The organism is Pseudomonas sp. E1MeOHC2 (assembly GCF_058745025.1).
This window is the reverse complement of sequence record NZ_CP196675.1, coordinates 1,024,619-1,043,595: the sequence shown is the minus strand read 5'-3', so window position 1 is coordinate 1,043,595 and position 18,977 is coordinate 1,024,619. Positions and strand designations below refer to the sequence as shown.

The window sequence follows — 18,977 nt, the reverse complement described above, 5'->3', positions numbered from 1 at the left end:
TGCCCAGGCCTACAAAAGGCTCTCAGTTCTGTTCCGCCACACTCGACTTGCCCTGGCGCGTCTCGATCTCGCCGATCAGGCGCTTGGCCAGGGCAGGGTAGTTCTCGTCGAAGTGGTGCCCACCCGGCAGCTTCAGGCGCTCACCGACGGCCGTCTTCTCGGTGCAACCGCTTTCGTCGGTCTCTTCCACGCCATACACGCACACCACCTTGGACGCAGGCAGCTTGGCCATTTCCGGCCCAGTGGGTGCCTCCTGGCCTTCCTTGCCCAGCCAGCCTTCGACCTCGATCTCGAAACTGCCGCTGCGGGCGAAGGCCAGCAGCATCACCGCGTCGATGCGTTGCTGGTCCTCGGCCGGCAGGCGGTTGTAGATCGCTGGCAGCACGTCGGCGCCAAACGAATAGCCGGTCAATACAAAGCGCTTGGTACCCCATTTCTGGCGATAGTGCTGCATCAGTTCCGACAGGTCGGCGGCGCTTTGCTCGGGGGTCTTGTGTTGCCAGTAATAGCGCAGGGTGTCGATGCCGACCACCGGGTAGCCCAGTTTGGCCATCTCCCCGGCCACGTCGCGGTCCAGGTCGCGCCAGCCGCCGTCCCCAGAGAGGAACAAGGTGACGGTATCAGTGGTTTGCCCAGCCGGCACCTCGACCACCGGAATGGCCAGGGCATTGCCATCGTGACCGACCAGGGCTTGGGTCAGTTGCAATTTGAGCACCTGAGGCAAGTGGATGTCGTAATCGCTGATGCTGGTTTCGGCGTTGGCCTGGTCGCGCACGAAGGCTGCGCTGGCGTCATCCGGGTTGTCGTTCCAGGCGACGTTCCAATGGCCATGGGCCGCTGACTTGGGCAGCGCGGCCTGGCAGCCGGGTTGCTCCAGGGTGAAGTCGACGGAAATGGCCCGCGCCTTGTCGTCGGTCTGTGCGGCCAGCCAACGCCAGGCCTGTGCCGCGCCTGGGCCGATACCGGCCACCAAAGTCGGTTTTTCCGACAGCTGGGTCACTGCCAGGTCCAGCGCTTGTTGCTGGAGGGTGCAGTCGTTGGGCGGCAGGATCACCTGCACCAGCTGGGCTTCCCCGGCCTGGCTCAGGTCCAGCAACTGCTTGTCGGTCAGGGCCTGGTCCTGAGGTACGCCGATGGCGACCCGGGCCTTGGCGTGCACGCCAGGGGTGACACGGGTAATGCTGGTGTTATTGAGGGTCAGTTGCTCAAGGCGCGCCTCGGGCGCAGGGCGCGTCCACAGCCAGAAGGCCACGGCAGCGCCCAGGGCGGCGAGCAGCAGCGGTATCACCAGGTACAGCCAATAGCGTCGGATCATCAGCGTTTCACCAATCCAGTCAGGCCGCCAGCGATCAGGGCGGCAGTGTCGGCCAGTGCCACCAGCGGGTCGAGCCCGGCCGGCACGGCCATGTAACGGGGTTCCCAGTCCGGTTGGAACTTGTCCTTGAAGCGTCTAAGCCCCTGGAAGTTGTAGAGCTGTTCGCCGCGGCGGAACACCATCGAGCCCAGGCGCTGGGTCAAGGGCGCACCGCGCCGTGGCTGCAGCCCGGAAAGCGGGACCATGCCCAGGCTGAAGCGGGCGTAGTCGTGGCTTTTGTAGTGCAGGATCAGCCCGATCATCATGAATTCCATGGTCAGCTTTGGTGCTTCGGGGTGTGCACGCATCAGGTCGAGGCTGGCCAGCGCGTTGCCGTGGGTTTCCAGCAGGTTGGCAAATGCCACCGGCCGGCCCTGGAAGCGAATCAGGGCGATGCGAAAGTGCTGCAGGTACTCGGGGCTGAAGCGCCCGAGCGAGAAGCCTTTCTCGCGCACGTTCTTGCCACCCAGCCAGGCATCGGAAATGTCCTTGAGCTCTGCCAGCGGGGCGTGACCGGGCTCGTGGATTTCCAGGCTGAGGCCGTCACGGCCACCGCGGTTCCAGGTGTAGCGCAGGTCTTTCATCTCCTTGCCCTTGGCTTCGAGGTCAAAGCGGCGCAGGTCGACCCGGGCTTCCTCGCCGAGCTTGAGTGCGGTCAGGCCAATGTCCATGTAGAACGGCAGGTTCTCCGCCCGGACCTGATAGAACACCGGCCGGGCGTGGTGCAGGTCGCACAGGTCACGGAACTGCCAGATCATCTCGGCGCGCTCCTGGGCGGGGCCGATCGGGTCATACAAGGCGACCAGGCTCCGACCGCGACGGGCGTACATGAGGAAGGCGTTGTCACCGGGGTGGAACAGCAAGGCCTTGTCGCCGGTCAGGGCCAGGCCGCCATCGGGTTGGTCGGACGCCAGCAGGATGCGGTTGGCACGTTGCAGCTCTTCGTCATCGGGCAGGTGGATCACCGGTGGTGCGGTACGCAGCAGCCAGGTCAGGGCGACTGCCAGCAACAGCACCGCGCTGCCCATGGCGGCGCGCAGGCCACGCGGTGCGTCGGCATCCAGGGTGAACTGCCACCACAACTGGTGGCTGTAGGGGACATCCTGATAGGCGAACAGCAGCAGCCACACTGAAGCACCGACCACGCAGGCACTGGCCACCAGGAATACCGGCGAGAAGGGCAGCTCCAGCAGGCGGCTGGGGCGGTAGAACGAGCGACGGAACAGGGCAAGCAGCGCGGCGGTGAAGGTCAGCAGGCAGGCTTCTTCCCAGTCGAAGCCCTTGAGCAATGACAGCAATGCACCGACCAGCAGCAATGTCGTGGTCAACAGCCAGGCCGCAGACAGGCGTCGGCGCAGGCCTTGGGCCAGCAGCAGGCAGAGCACGCCTATCAGGCTGGCGCCGAAGTGCGATGCATCGATCAGGCGATGGGGGACCAGAAACCCCATGTGTTCCAGGCGCGTGTCGATCTCAGGCGTGGCACCCGAGAACAGCAGTACCACACCAGACAGAAACACCAGGATCGACAACACCGGTGCGGCCAGCCCCGAGGCGACCTTGATGGCCTGTTGCGCGAACAGCAGGCGCCGGGCTTCGTTGGCCAGCAGCAGCACACAGGCCAGCAGCAGCGGCAGCACCACATAGATCAGGCGATACAGCAGCAGGGCGGCAGCCAGTGGCGCGGCGCCCAACTGGTCGGCAAAGGCGGCCAGCAAGATCGCCTCGAACACGCCGACGCCACCGGGTACATGGCTGAGTACGCCAGCGGCCAGGGCCAGCAGGTAGACCAGGATAAAGGCGCCAAACGGCGGTGCCACTGGCAGCAGGAGATACAGCACGGTGGCGGCGGCGGCCACGTCCAGGGCAGTGATCAGCATTTGCAGGGCAGCCAGGCGAGCGCCCGGCAGGCGCAAGGTGCGGCGGCCCAGTTGAACCAGCAGGTTATCGGCCAACGGTTGTTCGGCCAGGCGTCTGCGGTAAAGCCCCATCACCAGCACCGCAAACAGCACCAGTACGGCTGCGGCAATGCCTGCCAGCAGGCCCGGCGAAAGGCCCAGCGCAGTCGAGGCGGCCGGCAGATCGCTCAAGGTCGCCAAGGCCGCCAGAGGCGGCAGTGCACAGCCCAAGGACAGGCTGGCAAACACGGTCATCCGTGCGACTTCTGCGGCCCCAAGCCCCTGTCGGGCATACAGGCGGTAGCGCACCGAGCCCCCCGAGAGCATCGACAGGCCGATAGCGTTACCGATGGCGAAGGCGCTGAAGCCGCCCAGAATCAAACTACCCGCAGGCAGTTTCACGCCGGCATAGCGGCTGGCCGACCATTCGTACCCCAGCAGAATGACGAACCCGGCTGCCGTAGCCAGCAAGGCACCCAGCAGTGACTGCGTCGGCACGCTGAGCATGGCATCGTGCAGTGCATAGATGTCCAGTTCGCTCAGCAGGTGTCGGCAGGCAACCAATGCCATGGCGAACAGTACCAGCGTTACCGCCAGGCCAATGGGCTGGCGATAGCGGCTCAGTCGCTCGATCATGGGCAGGCGCTGCGCAGCAGCCGGTAGCGCCGTAGCGAGCGGCACCGGAGGTTCGGGGTTGTGGGAGGTCATGAATCAATACCCCGAGCCGATAGCGCGAGGCGAGGGAGAGGTGCGGCCAAGTGAAAGTCCCTTAGGAAAACGTATCCAATATTACTCCGGGCACAGACGCTTTCAGCGGGCTGGCAGGGTTAAAGATAGTTCATCCTGAGTGCGACATCTCAAGCCTGGGGGATAGGCTGAAGGCAAGCGGGTTGCGAGGCGACGAAACGCATGGGACCCAAAAACAACAAACCCCGCGCTGCTGTTACACAGGCGGGGTTTGTTCTGACTAATATGGTTGCGGGAGCCGGATTTGAACCGACGACCTTCGGGTTATGAGCCCGACGAGCTACCAGACTGCTCCATCCCGCGTCAGAGGTGCGCATTCTACAGCTTGTTGAATCTGTGTAAAGCGTTAATTGTTGATTTCTCAACCTATTTTCTTCGGCATCATTTTCGATGCAAAGAAAAAGGCCACTGCGTTAACAGTGGCCTTTTCTTTATTTGGTTGCGGGAGCCGGATTTGAACCGACGACCTTCGGGTTATGAGCCCGACGAGCTACCAGACTGCTCCATCCCGCGTCTGTGGGGCGCATTCTACAGTTTAACGATTCAGTGTCAAGCGCTAACACTTGATTTCTCGTAACTTTTTGGCTGTCGTCTTTTTTGAGCGCAAAGAAAAAGGCCACTGCGTTAACAGTGGCCTTTTCTCGAATCTGGTTGCGGGAGCCGGATTTGAACCGACGACCTTCGGGTTATGAGCCCGACGAGCTACCAGGCTGCTCCATCCCGCGCCTGTGAGATCGAATTCTACGGATTTACGCACCTATGTCAAGCGTTTTTACTTAAAAAACCTTTTTCGTTCAAACCCTTAGCGTTTGATTAATGCGTGCGGGTCAGGCGTGGCGGGGCTTTCAGGCCGATTGTCGAACGATGCGGCGCGCAGGCTGTTGCGCCAGAGGGGGCATGCGATACTATCTGTATGAATCTACAGTACTGACGGTCATCCATGTCCTTGCGCAAGATCATCCATGTCGACTGCGATTGCTTCTACGCCGCGATCGAGATGCGTGATGACCCGCGCCTGGCCGGTCGGCCCATGGCGGTCGGCGGGTCGGCCGAGCATCGCGGGGTGATCGCCACCTGCAACTATGAAGCGCGCGCCTATGGTGTGCGCTCGGCCATGTCATCGCGGCATGCGCTCAAACTGTGCCCTGACTTGTTGATCGTCAAGCCGCGTTTTGAAGCCTATCGCGAGGCATCGCGTGAGATTCACGCCATTTTTCGTGACTACACCGAGCTGATCGAGCCGTTGTCGCTGGATGAGGCCTACCTGGATGTAAGCGATAGCCAGTGGTATGCCGGTAGCGCCACGCGTATTGCTGAAGATATCCGCCGGCGCGTCGCCCGTACCTTGCATATCACGGTGTCGGCGGGTGTCGCACCCAACAAGTTCCTGGCCAAGATTGCCAGCGACTGGCGCAAGCCCAACGGGCTGTTCGTCATCACCCCGGGTGAGGTCGAAGCCTTTGTCGCTGCCTTGCCGGTGGCCAGGTTGCACGGCGTGGGCAAGGTTACGGCGGACAAGCTGGCGAGGATGGGCATCGACACGTGCCTTGACCTGCGTGAGTGGTCGCGCCTGGCGCTGGTGCGTGAGTTCGGCAGTTTTGGTGAGCGGCTGTGGGGGCTGGCGCGGGGTATTGACGATCGCGCCGTGCACAATGACAGCCGCAGGCAATCGGTCAGTGTGGAGAACACCTACGATACCGACCTGCCGGATCTGGCCAGTTGCCTGGAACGCCTTCCTGCATTGCTCGACAGCCTTGATGAGCGCATCGCCCGTATGGATAGCAGCTATCGGCCGGACAAGCCTTTCGTCAAGGTCAAGTTCCATGACTTCAGCCAGACGACAATGGAGCAGGCGGGGGCGGGCAGGGACCTGGAGAGTTACCGGCAGTTACTGAAGCAGGCGTTTGCACGGGGTGGCAAGCCGGTGCGCTTGCTGGGCGTAGGGGTAAGGCTGCGGGATTTGCGCGGTGCGCATGAGCAACTGGAGTTGTTTCCACCTAAATGAACAAGGGCCGCAAAGCGGCCCTGTTCATTTACTGCACGTCATTTATTGCACGCCAGGATCAGCCACTAACCGCCCGGTGGCCTTGGTCAGTGATTGCAAGAATTCCTGCTGCAGTTCCGGATCGTTGCGCGTCAGCTCGATCAGGCTCTGCTCCATTTCACTGGCTTCCTCTTCCAGGCCCAGCTCGGACAGGCGCTTGACCCGGTGCACCCACTGGCCGACATCATCGTCTTCCAGGTCGTCGAAGATCAGTTCGTGGGCTTCGAGCAGCTTGTTGCGCAGGGTGGCACTGACCAGCAGGCTGGCGTCACCGCGCACCGCATTGTCCTCATCGACCACCTGCAGGTGCAGGGTACCGATGTGGTTGAGGTTCTGCTCCGAGAACGGGCTGTCGAGCAGGTTCAGGCGCAGTACGCCGTTCCTGTCGGTGGTCAGCTCGTGGTTCATCTTGCCGGCCTTGACCTCAACCAGGCGCTCGCTCCAGGGCAGGCTGGTGGATTCTTCGCGTTTGTCCTTTTGTACTTCGCTGATCCCGGCAAGGTTCTGCTGGGCGCGACCGTTGGACTGCACGTTCATGAACGGGTTGAGCCCCGCCACGCCATAGCTGAGCCAGTCGTGGGTCACGCTTTCAGGCAGGTTGCCCAAGGCGAAGACGTTGACCACGTTGGCCCCCACGCCAGCCACCACAGCCACCGCACCCAGCGGGATCTCGTAGATCTCCCGCCAGGGCTGGTAGGGCGTGTAGCGGTCGTAGCGACGGGTGACTTCGAACTCGGTGACTTCGAAGCGCTTTTGCTCATGCACGCGCACACGTCGTTGCGGCAGCTCCATCACCTTCGGCTCGCCGACATCGATCTGCAGACTGTGTTCGAGCAGCTTTCGCTCGACGCGCTCCTCGTGCTCGCTGCGCTGGGACATCTGGTTGGCGCAGCCGCTGATGAGCAGGGCGCCGCACAGTGCGGCGCCCCCCAGGGTAAAGGTACTTCGCTTGGACATGATCACTCGTGCATTGATTATCAGCGGCGAACGCGGGCCTGCAGGAAGGACAGCACTTCATTGAGTGGCAGCGCTTGAGCATCCTGTTCGGTGCGGTGCTTGTATTCCAGATTGCCTTCGGCCAGGCCGCGGTCGCTGACGACGATGCGGTGCGGGATGCCGATCAGCTCCATGTCGGCAAACTTGATGCCAGGGCTGGTCTTCTTGTCGCGGTCGTCCAGCAGTACTTCGAAGCCGGCGGCGGTCAGTTCGGCATACAGCTTGTCGGTCGCCTCGCGAACCACCTCGGTTTCATAGCGCAGCGGCACCAGGGCGATCTGGAAAGGCGCCAGGGCGTCGTTCCAGATGATGCCTTTTTCGTCGTAGCTCTGTTCGATGGCGGCAGCGACCACACGGGACACGCCGATGCCGTAGCAACCCATGGACAGCACCACCGGCTTGCCGTTCTCGCCCAGTACCTGGCATTTGAGTGCCTCGCTGTACTTGGTGCCGAGCTGGAAGATGTGCCCGACTTCAATGCCGCGCTTGATCACCAGGGTGCCCTGGCCGTCCGGGCTCGGGTCACCTTCGACGACATTGCGCAGGTCGGCGACTTGCGGAACCGGCAGGTCGCGTTCCCAGTTGACGCCGAAGTAGTGCTTGTCGTCGATGTTGGCGCCGATGCCGAAGTCGCTCATCAGGGCAACCGAACGGTCGATGACGCATTCCAGTGGCAGGTTCAGCGGGCCGAGCGAGCCTGCGCCGGCGCCGATGGCGTCGCGCAGTTCAGCTTCGGTCGCCATGACCAGCGGGTCGGCAACCTGTTCCAGCTTGGTGGCCTTGATTTCGTTGAGCTCGTGGTCGCCACGGATGATCAGCGCGATCAGCTTGCCTTCTTCGGCGCCGCGCACAATCAGGGTCTTGACGGTCTTCTCGATCGGCAGGCCGAAGTTTTCGACCAGCTGGGCGATGGTCTTGGCATCCGGCGTGTCGACCAGGCGCAGCTCCTCGGCTGGGGCTGGGCGCACGCTTTCACGTGGGATGGCCTCGGCCTTCTCGATGTTGGCGGCGTAGTCGGAGCTGTCGCTGAAGATCACATCGTCTTCACCGGATTCGGCCAGGACGTGGAATTCGTGCGAGTAGCTGCCACCGATGGAGCCGGTGTCGGCTTGCACTGGGCGGAAGTCCAGGCCCAGGCGGCTAAAGACGTTGCTGTACGCCTGGTGCATGCGGTCGTAGGTTTCCTGCAGGGAAGCCTGGTCGGCATGGAAGGAGTAGGCGTCCTTCATGATGAACTCGCGGCCGCGCATCAGGCCGAAGCGCGGGCGGATCTCGTCACGGAATTTGGTCTGGATCTGGTACATGTTGAGCGGCAGCTGTTTATAGCTGGACAGCTCGTTACGGGCCAGGTCGGTAATGACTTCTTCGTGGGTCGGGCCAACGCAGAAGTCGCGGTTGTGGCGGTCCTTGACGCGTAGCAGTTCTGGGCCGTACTGCTCCCAGCGACCGGATTCCTGCCACAGTTCGGCAGGCTGGATGCTTGGCATCAGCACTTCCAGGGCGCCGGCGGCGTTCATTTCCTCGCGTACCACGGCTTCGACCTTGCGCATTACTCGCAAGCCCATCGGCAGCCAGGTGTACAGGCCAGAGGCCAGTTTGCGGATCATGCCGGCGCGCAGCATGAGCTGGTGGCTGATGACCACTGCGTCGGCAGGGGTTTCTTTCTGGGTGGCGAGCAAATATTGACTGGTGCGCATGGTGGGCCGTGTCGATTGCCTAAGACGTTGAAATGACCCCGCATTGTACGGGGGCGAAACGAAGGCGTACAGGATGCCCCAGGGCGTGGCAATTGTCAGCCAAGAAAAAGCCCGGCAATCGTGCCGGGCTTTTTCAGGTGCGGGGCACTATAAGCGAGGCTTACAGGATGCTCAGCGGGTATTCGACGATCAGACGCAGTTCGTCGATCGAGCTCGAACCGTAGTACACGCCGTCGCTGGAACGGTAGGTAGCTTGACGGACACGGAAGCTCAGGTCCTTCGCCGGGCCGCTCTGCATGACGTATTTGACGTCGATGTCGCGTTCCCATTCCTTGCCGTTGTCGGTGGTACGGGTGGTTGCACCGGTACCGCGCGCGTAACGGGTCATGAAGGTCAGGCCTGGTACGCCGAACTCGGCGAAGTTCAGGTCGTAGCGCGCCTGCCAGGACTTCTCGTCTTCGGCGTTGAAGTCGGAACGGGCGATGGAGTTGGCCAGGAACACGGTACCGCCGCCGTCTACGCCATAGGCGTAGTCGCCGTCACCGCTGACCTTCTGGTAGGCCAGGGTAAAGGTGTGGGCGCCAATGTTGTAGGCACCGGACAAGCTGGCTGCGATGTTGTCGAGTTCGTTGCTGCCGTCGGACTTGCTGACGAACGCGCCGGTGCGGTTGTCGCCGATGGATTTGGTGTCATAGATGTTGAAGTCGAACACCAGGCCTTGCTTGTCGCTGATCGGCAGCGCCCAGTTGATGTTGCCGTACCACTTGCGGAAGTGATCTTCGACGCGCGAGTAGTAGATGCTGGTGCTGAGGCTGTCGGTGACAGCGTAGGTGCCGCCGAAGATGTTGGCTTCGGTCAGGTTCAGGCTGTCGTGGAACGTCTGAGCCTGGGCATTCATGGCGGTAAAGTGACCGGCGTTCAGGGTCAGGCCATCGATCTCGTTGCTGGTGATCAGGCCACCTTCGGCAACTTCTGGCAGCAGTCGGCTGTCATCAGTGGCGAATACCGGCATGGCGGTGAACTGGTCACCGAACTTCAGCACGGTATTGGAAATGCGCATTTTTACAGCGCCGCCGCCCTCGGAGTAATCATCTTGCGAACGACCATCGGAGCCGGTCGGGAACAGGCCGGTGCCAGCACGACCTTTGCCGCTGTCCAGTTTCAGACCGAGCATGCCGATGGCGTCGACGCCGAAGCCTACGGTGCCCTGGGTGAAGCCCGATTCGTAAGTGCCGAGGAAGCCAAGGCCGGTTTCTTCCACGCGGCTCTGGCTGCCGGCTGGGTTGTTGCGGAAGTCACGGCTGAAGTACAGCATGCGAGTTTTGACGTTCAGCTGGCTGTCTTCGATGAAACCCTTGGACTCGTCTTGTGCAGAGGCGAAGGCCAATTGCGAGGTCCCTGCCGAAACGGCCAGGGCGATCATGCTCCACTTCATCACGCGCATCGTGATTTGCTCCTTTGGTTTTTAGGAAGAGTACCGCTGCGCCCAAGTTTTCTAGTTATATGGGGCAGCTCTTTCTTGTTATGTCGGCGGAAATGTATAGCACGCTGACTGTTGTTGGCGATATGGGCATATTCATCGTTTCGTGAACTTTATGGCCATGTCGCTTTAAGGTATTTCCATGTCGCAAATCACGCCCCGGTTTCCGGGTCGTACAACGCCAGCGCTGTTCCTGTCACCGTGACGAATCTGTAACTACAGATTCCGGTTAGGGAAACTCCCTGGTGTATCCAAAGCGGCTGTTGTTATTTGTCGCGTACATCGCTCAATGCAGATGCCGTGCCGACTTGGTGGGGAAGGAATGCAACAACCGTGCTCAAAATTAACCCCGGTTCATGAAATTTTCACAAACGCGGGTGCCGAAGGTCGGAAAGTACCGGAAACACGGGGTGAGGCTTGTCTGATGGTGTGCCGGATAAGTTGTCCGTTTCAAACCCAAAAGCTGTCATAAAAGTCAATGTGTTACCGATCACTGTTAATGCAGTGTCATTCGAGTGGGTAAAAGCGTAGTGCCGTGCTCGTTTGCGGCCTCATTTTGGTGCGAAAAGTAGCGGTGTGTTACCGCGGCTGTGCACGCTGCGGGTGTTCATGAACTTAAAGTGTGCAGTGCAGGGCGGCTGTGACATGCCGGCGCACGCGAAGCAAGGTATCCTTGCGCGATAGCCCCGTGTGTCGCGGGCCCGTTTTTGAGTGTTGGAGGTTGGTAGTGGCTGAGATGGATTCGCGTTTGCAGCAAGATACTTGGGTGCTTGGAGACTTTCCGTTGTGCCGTTTGCTGCTCAGCAAAGATGCCAATTACCCCTGGTTCATCCTGGTGCCTCGGCGCGCCGGCGTGAGCGAGTTGTTCGACTTGAGCCAGGAAGACCAGGCGCAACTGTGGACAGAAACCACGTACCTGGCCGAGGCGCTCAAGCGCGAGTTCGAGGCTGACAAGGTGAACGTTGCCACGCTGGGCAATGTGGTCAGCCAGATGCACATGCATGTGATCGTTCGCCACAAGCATGACGCCGCCTGGCCAGCGCCAGTGTGGGGCAAGGTGCCGGCCGTCGAGTATGCGCCGGGGCAGGTCGATGCCATCCGTCAGCGCCTTCGCGCGCTGCTCAACGACGATTACCAGGAGGCCTGAAATGTCACCTGAATTGCGAATCATCGAGCTCGAAACCCGGCAGGCGTTCCAGGACGATACGCTCCAGGCGTTGAATGATGTGGTGGTCGAGCAGGGGCGGGTGATCGAACGCCTGCAACTGCAGATGGCCGAGCTGCTCAAGCGTTACGAAGAGATGGTGGGGCAGTACGGCAGCGAGGGAGAAGAGGCGCCGCCACCTCATTATTGAGTTCAGGCAGCCCTGGCATTGCACCAGGGCTGGCAAGGTCAGCGACGGGTTACCGCGACCACATCTTCGGCCTGCAGGCCTTTGTCACGGTGCATGACTGAAAACTCGACGCGCTGGCCTTCGACCAGAATGCGGTGGCCTTCACCGCGAATGGCGCGAAAGTGCACAAAGATGTCGTCGCCCGAATCGCGGGAAATGAAGCCAAAGCCTTTGGACGTGTTGAACCACTTGACCGTACCCGTATCGCGGTTGCCGGCCTCCAGGGGCGCGTTCTGGCTGGCGCGGGCTTTTCTGTTGCCACGGGCGAAGCCTGCGGCCAGGTGCAGGGCCACGGCCAGTGCCGCGCAGACCAGCGCCGCCAGGTTGCCCATCTCGGGCCGAGCCAGCAGCGTCAAGGTCTGCAGCACCACGGCCACCACCAGCAGGGCGCAGGCCAGGTGTTGCAGTTGTTGCCGGGCACCTCGGTAGTACAACGGCACGACCGGGGCCAATACCAGGTTAAGCAGGCCGAGCAGCGCCAGGTAGACCGCATCAGGTTGCTGCAGGAAGGGTGTTGCATCGGTTTTCAGGCTGGGTATGAGCGATAGCAGCAAAGCCGCTACGCCCGTCACCAGATGGACGATCTTGAACATGGGGTTGGCTCACAGTTGACAAGCTGATCACAGGAAGAGCTGGCGACACGGTGCGCATGAGGTGTAAAGCGCGAACACGTGGTGGGCCAGCCTATGCACCCGGCAATAACAGTCCGCACGGGTGGCACCCTGCCTATTTAACAGCAAAGGGGCAGGGTACTCAAACCGCAGGCCACTGCAGCCGATGTGTTGCGCTATGTCACAGGCGGCTTTTACCAAGTGTTGATACAGTGTGAAGGGCCCGCTTGATCATCAAGCCTTATGGAAAGGGGAACTTCATGGCAATCGATATCGGTATCAGTGAAGAAGATCGCAAGTCCATCGTCGATGGGCTGTCCCGCCTGTTGTCGGATACCTATGTGCTGTATCTGAAAACCCATAACTTTCATTGGAACGTCACCGGTCCGTCGTTCCGTACCCTGCACCTGATGTTCGAAGAGCAGTACACCGAGCTGGCGCTGGCGGTCGACTCGATTGCCGAGCGGATTCGTGCCTTGGGCTTCCCGGCGCCGGGGTCCTATGCCTTTTATGCGCGGCATTCTTCGATCAAGGAGGAGGAGGGCGTGCCGGCGGCGGACGAAATGATCCGTCAGTTGGTCCAGGGCCAGGAGGCGGTGGTGCGCACTGCACGCAGCATCTTCCCGGCTGTGGATAAGGTCAGCGATGAGCCGACCGCCGACTTGCTGACCCAGCGCATGCAGGTGCACGAAAAAACTGCCTGGATGCTGCGCTCCTTGCTCGACGATAGATAGTCGCCGCGTAGCGTCAGAAACGCCTGAAAAGCCCGACTGCCGGTAGTGCAGTCGGGCTTTTTGCGTTTCTGCGGGAAGGTTTTGCCGCTGCTTCGAAGGCGCAGGCTGGCGCTTCATGGTTGCCGTAGAGGCCCGGGTGCAGGGGCCATGGCAGTCGCGATGGAGTGGCCAAATGGCAGGCATGATGCAAGAACACAAACGAGGCGGTGGCCAGGGACGCTGGCCGAGCAAGCAATGCGTCGACCCCTTCAAGGCCGACTTCGACATGTTGCAGATCAGGCCGGTTTCGCGCTCGGTGCGGCTCAACGGGTTTTCCACCTGCCTGCGCCTGGAGGCGGTCTACTGGGGGATCCTGGAGCGTATCGCCGAGGCCAACCGGTGTTCGGTCAGCGCGGTGCTGTCCTATGTGGATCGCGAGGTGCATCTGCGCCAGGGTGGGGTCCGCAACTTCAGCGGCCTGATCCGCGTGATCTGCGTCGCCTGGCTACTTGATCCGCCGAGTGCACGCTGATCGCCAGGCGGGCTGCGCAGTGCTTGCTAACCATATATAATCCCGCTTTTTGCTGCCCCGGCAGCCAGCGTTTATGGTTGACGAGAGACACCCATGCCCCTTTATGACTATCAATGTGCGTCCTGCGAGCACCGCATGGAAGCGCTGCAGAAGATCAGCGCCGCGCCGCTGACCGATTGCCCGGCCTGTCAGGCGCCGGCGCTGAAGAAGCTGCTGTCGGTACCCGGCTTTCGCCTGAGCGGTACCGGTTGGTACGAAACCGACTTCAAGACCGGGGCGAAAAAGAATCTGGCAGGCGGCGACAAGGCCGACTGAGTTGAATGCTGTGACCGGGTCTTGCAGTATTAGCCCTCTGGGCGGCCAAGGCCTCCACCGAATACACGAATCACGAGAAGCGAAACCACCATCATGATGCGCAGCCATTATTGCGGCCAACTGAACGAGAGCCTGGACGGCCAGGAAGTCACCCTTTGCGGCTGGGTCCATCGTCGCCGCGACCACGGCGGGGTGATCTTCCTCGACATCCGTGACCGCGAGGGCATGGCCCAGGTCGTATTCGACCCTGATCGCGCCGAAACCTTCGCCGCCGCCGACCGCGTGCGCAGCGAGTACGTCGTGCAGATCACCGGCAAGGTACGCCGCCGTCCGGAAGGCGCGGTCAACCCGAACATGGCCTCCGGTGGCATCGAAGTGCTGGGCTACGAGCTGCAGGTGCTCAACGAGGCCGAAACGCCGCCGTTCCCGCTCAACGAATACTCCGACGTCGGCGAGGAAACCCGCCTGCGTTACCGCTTCATCGACCTGCGTCGTCCGGAAATGGCCGACAAGCTGCGCCTGCGTTCGCGCATCACCAGCAGCATCCGTCGTTTCCTCGACGAAAACGGCTTCCTCGACGTCGAGACGCCGATCCTCACCCGCGCCACGCCAGAAGGTGCGCGTGACTACCTGGTGCCGAGCCGCACCCACGCCGGCAGCTTCTTTGCCCTGCCGCAGTCGCCCCAGCTGTTCAAGCAGCTGCTGATGGTTGCCGGTTTCGACCGCTACTACCAGATCGCCAAGTGCTTCCGCGACGAAGACCTGCGTGCTGACCGCCAGCCGGAATTCACCCAGATCGACATCGAGACCAGCTTCCTCGATGAATCCGAGATCATGGGCCTCACCGAGAGCATGATCCGCAAGCTGTTCAAGGAAGTCCTGGACCTGGAGTTCGGTGAGTTCCCGCACATGACCTTCGAAGAAGCCATGCGCCGTTACGGTTCCGACAAGCCAGACCTGCGCAACCCGCTGGAACTGGTCGACGTTGCCGATCAGCTCAAGGACGTCGACTTCAAGGTCTTCGCAGGCCCTGCCAACGATCCAAAATGCCGCGTTACCGCCCTGCGTCTGCCAGGCGGCGCCAGCATGCCGCGCAGCAAGATCGATGAGTACACCAAGTTCGTCGGCATCTACGGTGCCAAGGGCCTGGCGTACATCAAGGTCAACGAGCGCGCCAAGGGTGTCGAAGGCCTGCAGTCGCCAATCGTCAAGAACATCCCGGAAGCCAACCTCAACGTGATCCTCGATCGCGTGGGTGCAGTCGATGGCGACATCGTGTTCTTCGGCGCCGACAAGGCCAAGATCGTCAGCGAAGCCCTGGGCGCGCTGCGGATCAAGGTCGGTAACGACTTCAACCTGCACACCTGCGAATGGGCGCCGATGTGGGTTGTCGACTTCCCGATGTTCGAAGAGAACGAAGACGGCAGCTTCACTGCGCTGCACCATCCGTTCACTGCACCGAAGTGCTCCCCGCAAGAGCTGGAGGCCAACCCGGCCACCGCGCTGTCGCGTGCTTACGACATGGTGCTGAACGGCACCGAGCTGGGTGGCGGTTCGATCCGTATCCACCGCAAAGAGATGCAACAGGCGGTGTTCCGTCTGCTGGGTATCGAAGCAGCGGAACAGGAAGAGAAGTTCGGCTTCCTGCTCGACGCCCTGAAGTTCGGCGCGCCGCCTCACGGTGGCCTGGCCTTCGGCCTGGACCGTCTGGTCATGCTGATGACCGGTGCCCAGTCGATCCGTGAAGTGATCGCCTTCCCGAAAACTCAGAGCGCTGCCTGCGTCATGACCCAGGCCCCAGGCTTGGTCGACGCCAAGGCCTTGCGCGAGCTGCACATCCGCCTGCGCGAACAGACCAAGGTCGAGTAAGCGGACCCCGGGCGCATCCAGATGGATGCGCCTTTGCGTTACGGCGCAGGTTTTTTTGTCGTTGCGCCCCGTCAGGGGCGCAATTGTTTGTGTTTCAAAGAATTTGGAGTCGTTATGGCTGGTCATTCCAAGTGGGCGAACATCAAGCACCGCAAAGAGCGCCAGGATGCCAAGAGAGGCAAGGTCTTCACCAAGTGGATCCGCGAGCTGACCGTCGCCGCCAAGCAAGGCGGGGGGGATCCGGCGTCCAACCCGCGTCTGCGCCTGGCGCTGGACAAGGCCCTCGGCGCCAACATGAGCCGCGATATCATCGACCGCGCCGTTGCCCGTGGTGCTGGCACCAACGAAAGCGACAACGTCGAAGAGCTCAGCTACGAGGGCTACGGCCCCGGTGGCGTGGCGATCATGGTCGAAGCCATGACCGACAACCGCAACCGTACCGCTGCTGCCGTGCGTCATGCCTTCACCAAGTGTGGTGGCAACCTCGGCACCGATGGCTCAGTGGCCTACCTGTTCGAGCGCAAGGGCCAGATCAGCTTCGCGCCGGGCGTGGATGAAGACGCCTTGATGGAAGCCGCGATGGAGGCCGATGCCGACGACGTGGTGAGCAATGACGACGGCTCGTTCGATGTCTTCACCTCCTTCAGCAGCTTCTACGCCGTGCGTAATGCCCTGGAAGAGGCTGGCTTCAAGGCCGATGACGCCGAGATCGTCATGCAGCCGACCACCAGTGCCGAGCTCGACCTGGAGGGCGCTGAGAAGGTGCTCAAGCTGATCGACATGCTCGAAGACCTGGATGACGTGCAGAACGTCTATTCCAATGCCCAGATTTCCGACGAGATCATGGAAAAACTCGGCTAAGGTTTTCCTTTGGCCTTTGCGGCCATTCGCGGGCAAGCCCGCTCCCACAGGTACTACACGGTTTCTGTGGGAGCGGGCTTGCCCGCGAATGGCCACTACTGATTGCAACGACATTGCAGGCGTTATGACTCTGATTCTTGGTATCGACCCAGGCTCGCGAATCACCGGTTACGGCGTGGTTCGCCAGACCGCCCGTGGTTGCGAGTATGTGGCGTCGGGTTGTATCCGCACGGGCAGTGGTGAGTTGCACGAACGTTTGCAGATCGTCTTTCGCGGTGTCAGCGAAATCATCAAGCAGCACGAGCCGGTGACCATGGGCATCGAACGGGTGTTCATGGCCCGTAACCCCGACTCGGCGCTCAAGCTTGGCCAGGCCCGCGGGGCGGCGATCGTGGCGGCAGCCGAGGCAGGGCTGGAAATCGCCGAGTACAGTGCTACCCAGGTCAAGCAGGCCGTCGCGGGTACGGGTGGGGCCAACAAGGAGCAAGTGATGATGATGGTCATGCACCTGCTCAAGTTGACGCAGAAACCCCAGATCGACGCCTCCGACGCCCTGGCCATCGCCCTGTGCCATGCCCATACCCGCTCCAGCCTGGTGCCGCATGGCCTGGCCACGGCACGGCGACGCGGTGGGCGCTTGCGTCTGTAGGCGCTTCATGCGCTGATACACATTTTGTTCGGGTGACAGGTTCACCCATCGCATTTGCTGATAGGGTTGAGCGGTCTTTGACCGGCTCCCCGAGAGGAAGGATCGGAACGTGATTGGACGTTTGCGCGGCACCCTGGCGGAAAAGCAACCGCCGCACCTGATTATCGACGTCAATGGCGTGGGGTATGAGCTGGAAGTGCCCATGACCACCCTGTATCGCCTGCCCAAGGTCGGCGAAACAGTTACCGTGCACACCCACCTGGTGGTTCGCGAAGACGCCCATCTGCTCTACGGGTTTCACGAAAAGCGCGAGCGCGAACTGTTCCGCGAACTCATTCGCCTCAATGGCGTCGGGCCCAAGCTGGCGCTGGCGTTGATGTCGGGCCTGGAGGCCGACGAGCTGGTGCGTTGCGTGCAGGCCCAGGACACCTCGGCCCTGGTGCGCGTGCCGGGTGTTGGCAAGAAGACCGCCGAGCGCCTGCTGGTCGAGCTCAAGGACCGCTTCAAGGCCTGGGAAACCTCGCCGGCCATGTTCACCTTGGTGTCCGACGGGCCGGTACCGGCCAGCAGCGCCTCCTCGGCCGAGGCCGATGCCGTCAGTGCGTTGGTCTCCCTGGGCTACAAGCCGCAGGAAGCCAGCAAGGCAGTGTCCGCCATCAAGGACAAGGCGGGCCTGAGCAGTGAAGAACTGATCCGCAGCAGCCTCAAAGGGATGATTACCAAGTGATCGAAGCCGACCGTCTGATCGCCGCCAGTGGGCGTGACCGCGAAGAGGTCCAGGACCGCGCGATCCGCCCCCTGCGCCTGGACGACTACATCGGGCAGCCCGTGGTGCGCGAGCAGATGTCGCTGTTCATCCAGGCCGCCCGGGGGCGCAGCGAGTCGCTTGACCATACCTTGATCTTCGGCCCGCCAGGGTTGGGCAAGACCACCCTGGCCAACATCATCGCCCACGAGATGGGCGTGTCGGTCAAGAGTACCTCGGGGCCTATTCTCGAACGCCCGGGCGACCTGGCGGCGATGCTGACCAACCTTGAGCCCCATGACGTGCTGTTCATCGACGAAATCCACCGGCTTTCACCGGTCGTCGAAGAAGTGCTCTACCCGGCGATGGAAGACTTCCAGCTCGACATCATGATCGGCGAAGGGCCTGCCGCCCGTTCGATCAAGCTCGACCTGCCGCCCTTCACCCTGGTGGGGGCCACCACCCGCGCCGGCATGCTGACCAACCCGTTGCGTGACCGCTTCGGCATCGTCCAGCGCCTGGAGTTTTACAGCGACAAGGACCTGGCGACCATCGTCAGCCGTTCCGCCGGCATCCTGGGCCTGGTCATCGAAGACCAGGGCGCCTTCGAAATCGCCCGGCGTGCCCGTGGCACGCCACGTATCGCCAACCGCCTGCTGCGCCGTGTGCGCGACTATGCAGAAGTGCGCGGCAAGGGCCAGATCACCAAGGCTGTGGCTGACCTGGCGCTGAACCTGCTTGATGTCGACGAGCGTGGTTTCGACCATTCCGACCGCCGTCTGCTGTTGACCATGATCGAGAAGTTCGACGGTGGCCCGGTGGGCGTGGACAACCTCGCGGCCGCCATCAGCGAAGAGCGCCACACCATCGAAGACGTGCTCGAACCCTACCTGATCCAGCAGGGTTACATCATGCGCACGCCGCGCGGCCGCGTGGTCACTCGGCATGCCTACCTGCACTTTGGCCTGAATATTCCCGGGCGCCTGGGGGAGGGTGGTGATTTTTCCGAGCCAGGCGATGAATGACAGATCAAACCCGGCTTTTTGTGGTCCTACCGCTGGCATGCCACTGGCGC

At 61.7% G+C, this 18,977-nt stretch carries 17 protein-coding genes and 3 tRNA genes; 11 read left to right on the top strand and 9 right to left on the bottom strand.

Annotation, left to right across the window (positions count from 1 at the left end; translation table 11 throughout):
* Positions 1–22: 22 nt before the first annotated feature.
* The 5 genes from ACSSU5_RS04585 to ACSSU5_RS04565 all read right to left on the bottom strand — a co-directional run bounded on the left by ACSSU5_RS04585 (position 23) and on the right by ACSSU5_RS04565 (position 4,721).
* Positions 23–1,315: a virulence factor family protein gene (locus ACSSU5_RS04585; protein ID WP_492560692.1), complete on the bottom strand. Its 1,293-nt coding sequence runs from the start codon at positions 1,313–1,315 to the stop codon at positions 23–25.
* A complete protein-coding gene (gene mprF / locus ACSSU5_RS04580) occupies positions 1,315–3,957 on the bottom strand; it encodes a bifunctional lysylphosphatidylglycerol flippase/synthetase MprF (RefSeq protein ID WP_264311955.1) in 2,643 nt (880 codons plus the stop codon). The genes ACSSU5_RS04585 and mprF overlap by 1 nt, the downstream gene beginning before the upstream one ends.
* Before the next feature lie 265 nt (positions 3,958–4,222).
* Positions 4,223–4,299 (bottom strand) — tRNA-Met (locus ACSSU5_RS04575).
* Between the two features lie 133 nt (positions 4,300–4,432).
* Positions 4,433–4,509: transfer RNA gene (locus ACSSU5_RS04570), tRNA-Met, on the bottom strand.
* A gap of 135 nt (positions 4,510–4,644) precedes the next feature.
* Positions 4,645–4,721 (bottom strand) — tRNA-Met (locus ACSSU5_RS04565).
* 221 nt (positions 4,722–4,942) lie between these two features.
* On the opposite strand from ACSSU5_RS04565, the gene dinB reads away from it, so the two are divergent.
* The gene (gene dinB / locus ACSSU5_RS04560) at positions 4,943–6,001 is read left to right on the top strand and encodes a DNA polymerase IV (RefSeq protein WP_264313877.1); all 1,059 of its coding nucleotides are present in this window, start codon (positions 4,943–4,945) and stop codon (positions 5,999–6,001) included.
* A 42-nt stretch (positions 6,002–6,043) separates the two neighbouring features.
* Here the strand turns inward: dinB and ACSSU5_RS04555 are convergent, their stop codons facing one another.
* The 3 genes from ACSSU5_RS04555 to ACSSU5_RS04545 all read right to left on the bottom strand — a co-directional run bounded on the left by ACSSU5_RS04555 (position 6,044) and on the right by ACSSU5_RS04545 (position 10,177).
* Positions 6,044–6,997, bottom strand: coding sequence for a YceB family lipoprotein (locus tag ACSSU5_RS04555; RefSeq protein WP_264311956.1), 954 nt, complete (start codon positions 6,995–6,997; stop codon positions 6,044–6,046).
* 20 nt (positions 6,998–7,017) lie between these two features.
* Positions 7,018–8,733, bottom strand: coding sequence for a proline--tRNA ligase (locus ACSSU5_RS04550; protein WP_492560691.1), 1,716 nt, complete (start codon positions 8,731–8,733; stop codon positions 7,018–7,020).
* Between the two features lie 160 nt (positions 8,734–8,893).
* Positions 8,894–10,177: an OprD family porin gene (locus ACSSU5_RS04545; protein ID WP_492560690.1), complete on the bottom strand. Its 1,284-nt coding sequence runs from the start codon at positions 10,175–10,177 to the stop codon at positions 8,894–8,896.
* A gap of 763 nt (positions 10,178–10,940) precedes the next feature.
* Between ACSSU5_RS04545 and ACSSU5_RS04540 the strand changes: the two genes are divergently transcribed.
* A complete protein-coding gene (locus ACSSU5_RS04540) occupies positions 10,941–11,360 on the top strand; it encodes an HIT family protein (RefSeq protein WP_492560689.1) in 420 nt (139 codons plus the stop codon).
* A 1-nt stretch (position 11,361) separates the two neighbouring features.
* Positions 11,362–11,568, top strand: a complete 207-nt coding sequence (locus ACSSU5_RS04535) for a SlyX family protein (RefSeq protein ID WP_492560688.1) — start codon at positions 11,362–11,364, stop codon at positions 11,566–11,568.
* Positions 11,569–11,606: 38 nt separating this feature from the next.
* On the opposite strand, the gene ACSSU5_RS04530 is transcribed toward ACSSU5_RS04535, so the two are convergent.
* The gene (locus ACSSU5_RS04530; protein ID WP_319026033.1) at positions 11,607–12,200 is read right to left on the bottom strand and encodes a cold-shock protein; all 594 of its coding nucleotides are present in this window, start codon (positions 12,198–12,200) and stop codon (positions 11,607–11,609) included.
* Positions 12,201–12,478: 278 nt separating this feature from the next.
* On the opposite strand from ACSSU5_RS04530, the gene ACSSU5_RS04525 reads away from it, so the two are divergent.
* From ACSSU5_RS04525 to ruvB, 8 genes are all read left to right on the top strand, one after another.
* Entirely contained in the window at positions 12,479–12,952 is a 474-nt protein-coding gene (locus ACSSU5_RS04525) for a Dps family protein (RefSeq protein WP_264311961.1), read from the top strand.
* A gap of 181 nt (positions 12,953–13,133) precedes the next feature.
* Positions 13,134–13,463, top strand: coding sequence for a ribbon-helix-helix domain-containing protein (locus ACSSU5_RS04520; RefSeq protein ID WP_492561301.1), 330 nt, complete (start codon positions 13,134–13,136; stop codon positions 13,461–13,463).
* A gap of 93 nt (positions 13,464–13,556) precedes the next feature.
* On the top strand, positions 13,557–13,778 hold the full coding sequence (locus ACSSU5_RS04515) for an FmdB family zinc ribbon protein (RefSeq protein WP_033699849.1): 222 nt from the start codon (positions 13,557–13,559) through the stop codon (positions 13,776–13,778).
* A gap of 93 nt (positions 13,779–13,871) precedes the next feature.
* Positions 13,872–15,647 carry an aspartate--tRNA ligase gene (gene aspS, locus ACSSU5_RS04510; RefSeq protein WP_264311962.1) on the top strand — a complete coding sequence of 592 codons (1,776 nt, stop codon included), beginning with the start codon at positions 13,872–13,874 and terminating at the stop codon, positions 15,645–15,647.
* 114 nt (positions 15,648–15,761) lie between these two features.
* Positions 15,762–16,508 (top strand): YebC/PmpR family DNA-binding transcriptional regulator, encoded by a 747-nt coding sequence (locus ACSSU5_RS04505; protein ID WP_264311963.1) that lies wholly within the window; start codon positions 15,762–15,764, stop codon positions 16,506–16,508.
* Positions 16,509–16,632: 124 nt separating this feature from the next.
* A complete protein-coding gene (ruvC, locus tag ACSSU5_RS04500) occupies positions 16,633–17,157 on the top strand; it encodes a crossover junction endodeoxyribonuclease RuvC (RefSeq protein WP_264311964.1) in 525 nt (174 codons plus the stop codon).
* A 109-nt stretch (positions 17,158–17,266) separates the two neighbouring features.
* Positions 17,267–17,884, top strand: coding sequence for a Holliday junction branch migration protein RuvA (gene ruvA, locus ACSSU5_RS04495; protein ID WP_264311965.1), 618 nt, complete (start codon positions 17,267–17,269; stop codon positions 17,882–17,884).
* The gene (gene ruvB / locus ACSSU5_RS04490) at positions 17,881–18,927 is read left to right on the top strand and encodes a Holliday junction branch migration DNA helicase RuvB (RefSeq protein WP_264311966.1); all 1,047 of its coding nucleotides are present in this window, start codon (positions 17,881–17,883) and stop codon (positions 18,925–18,927) included. Before ruvA ends, ruvB begins: the two co-directional genes overlap by 4 nt.
* The last annotated feature ends 50 nt before the right edge of the window (positions 18,928–18,977 follow it).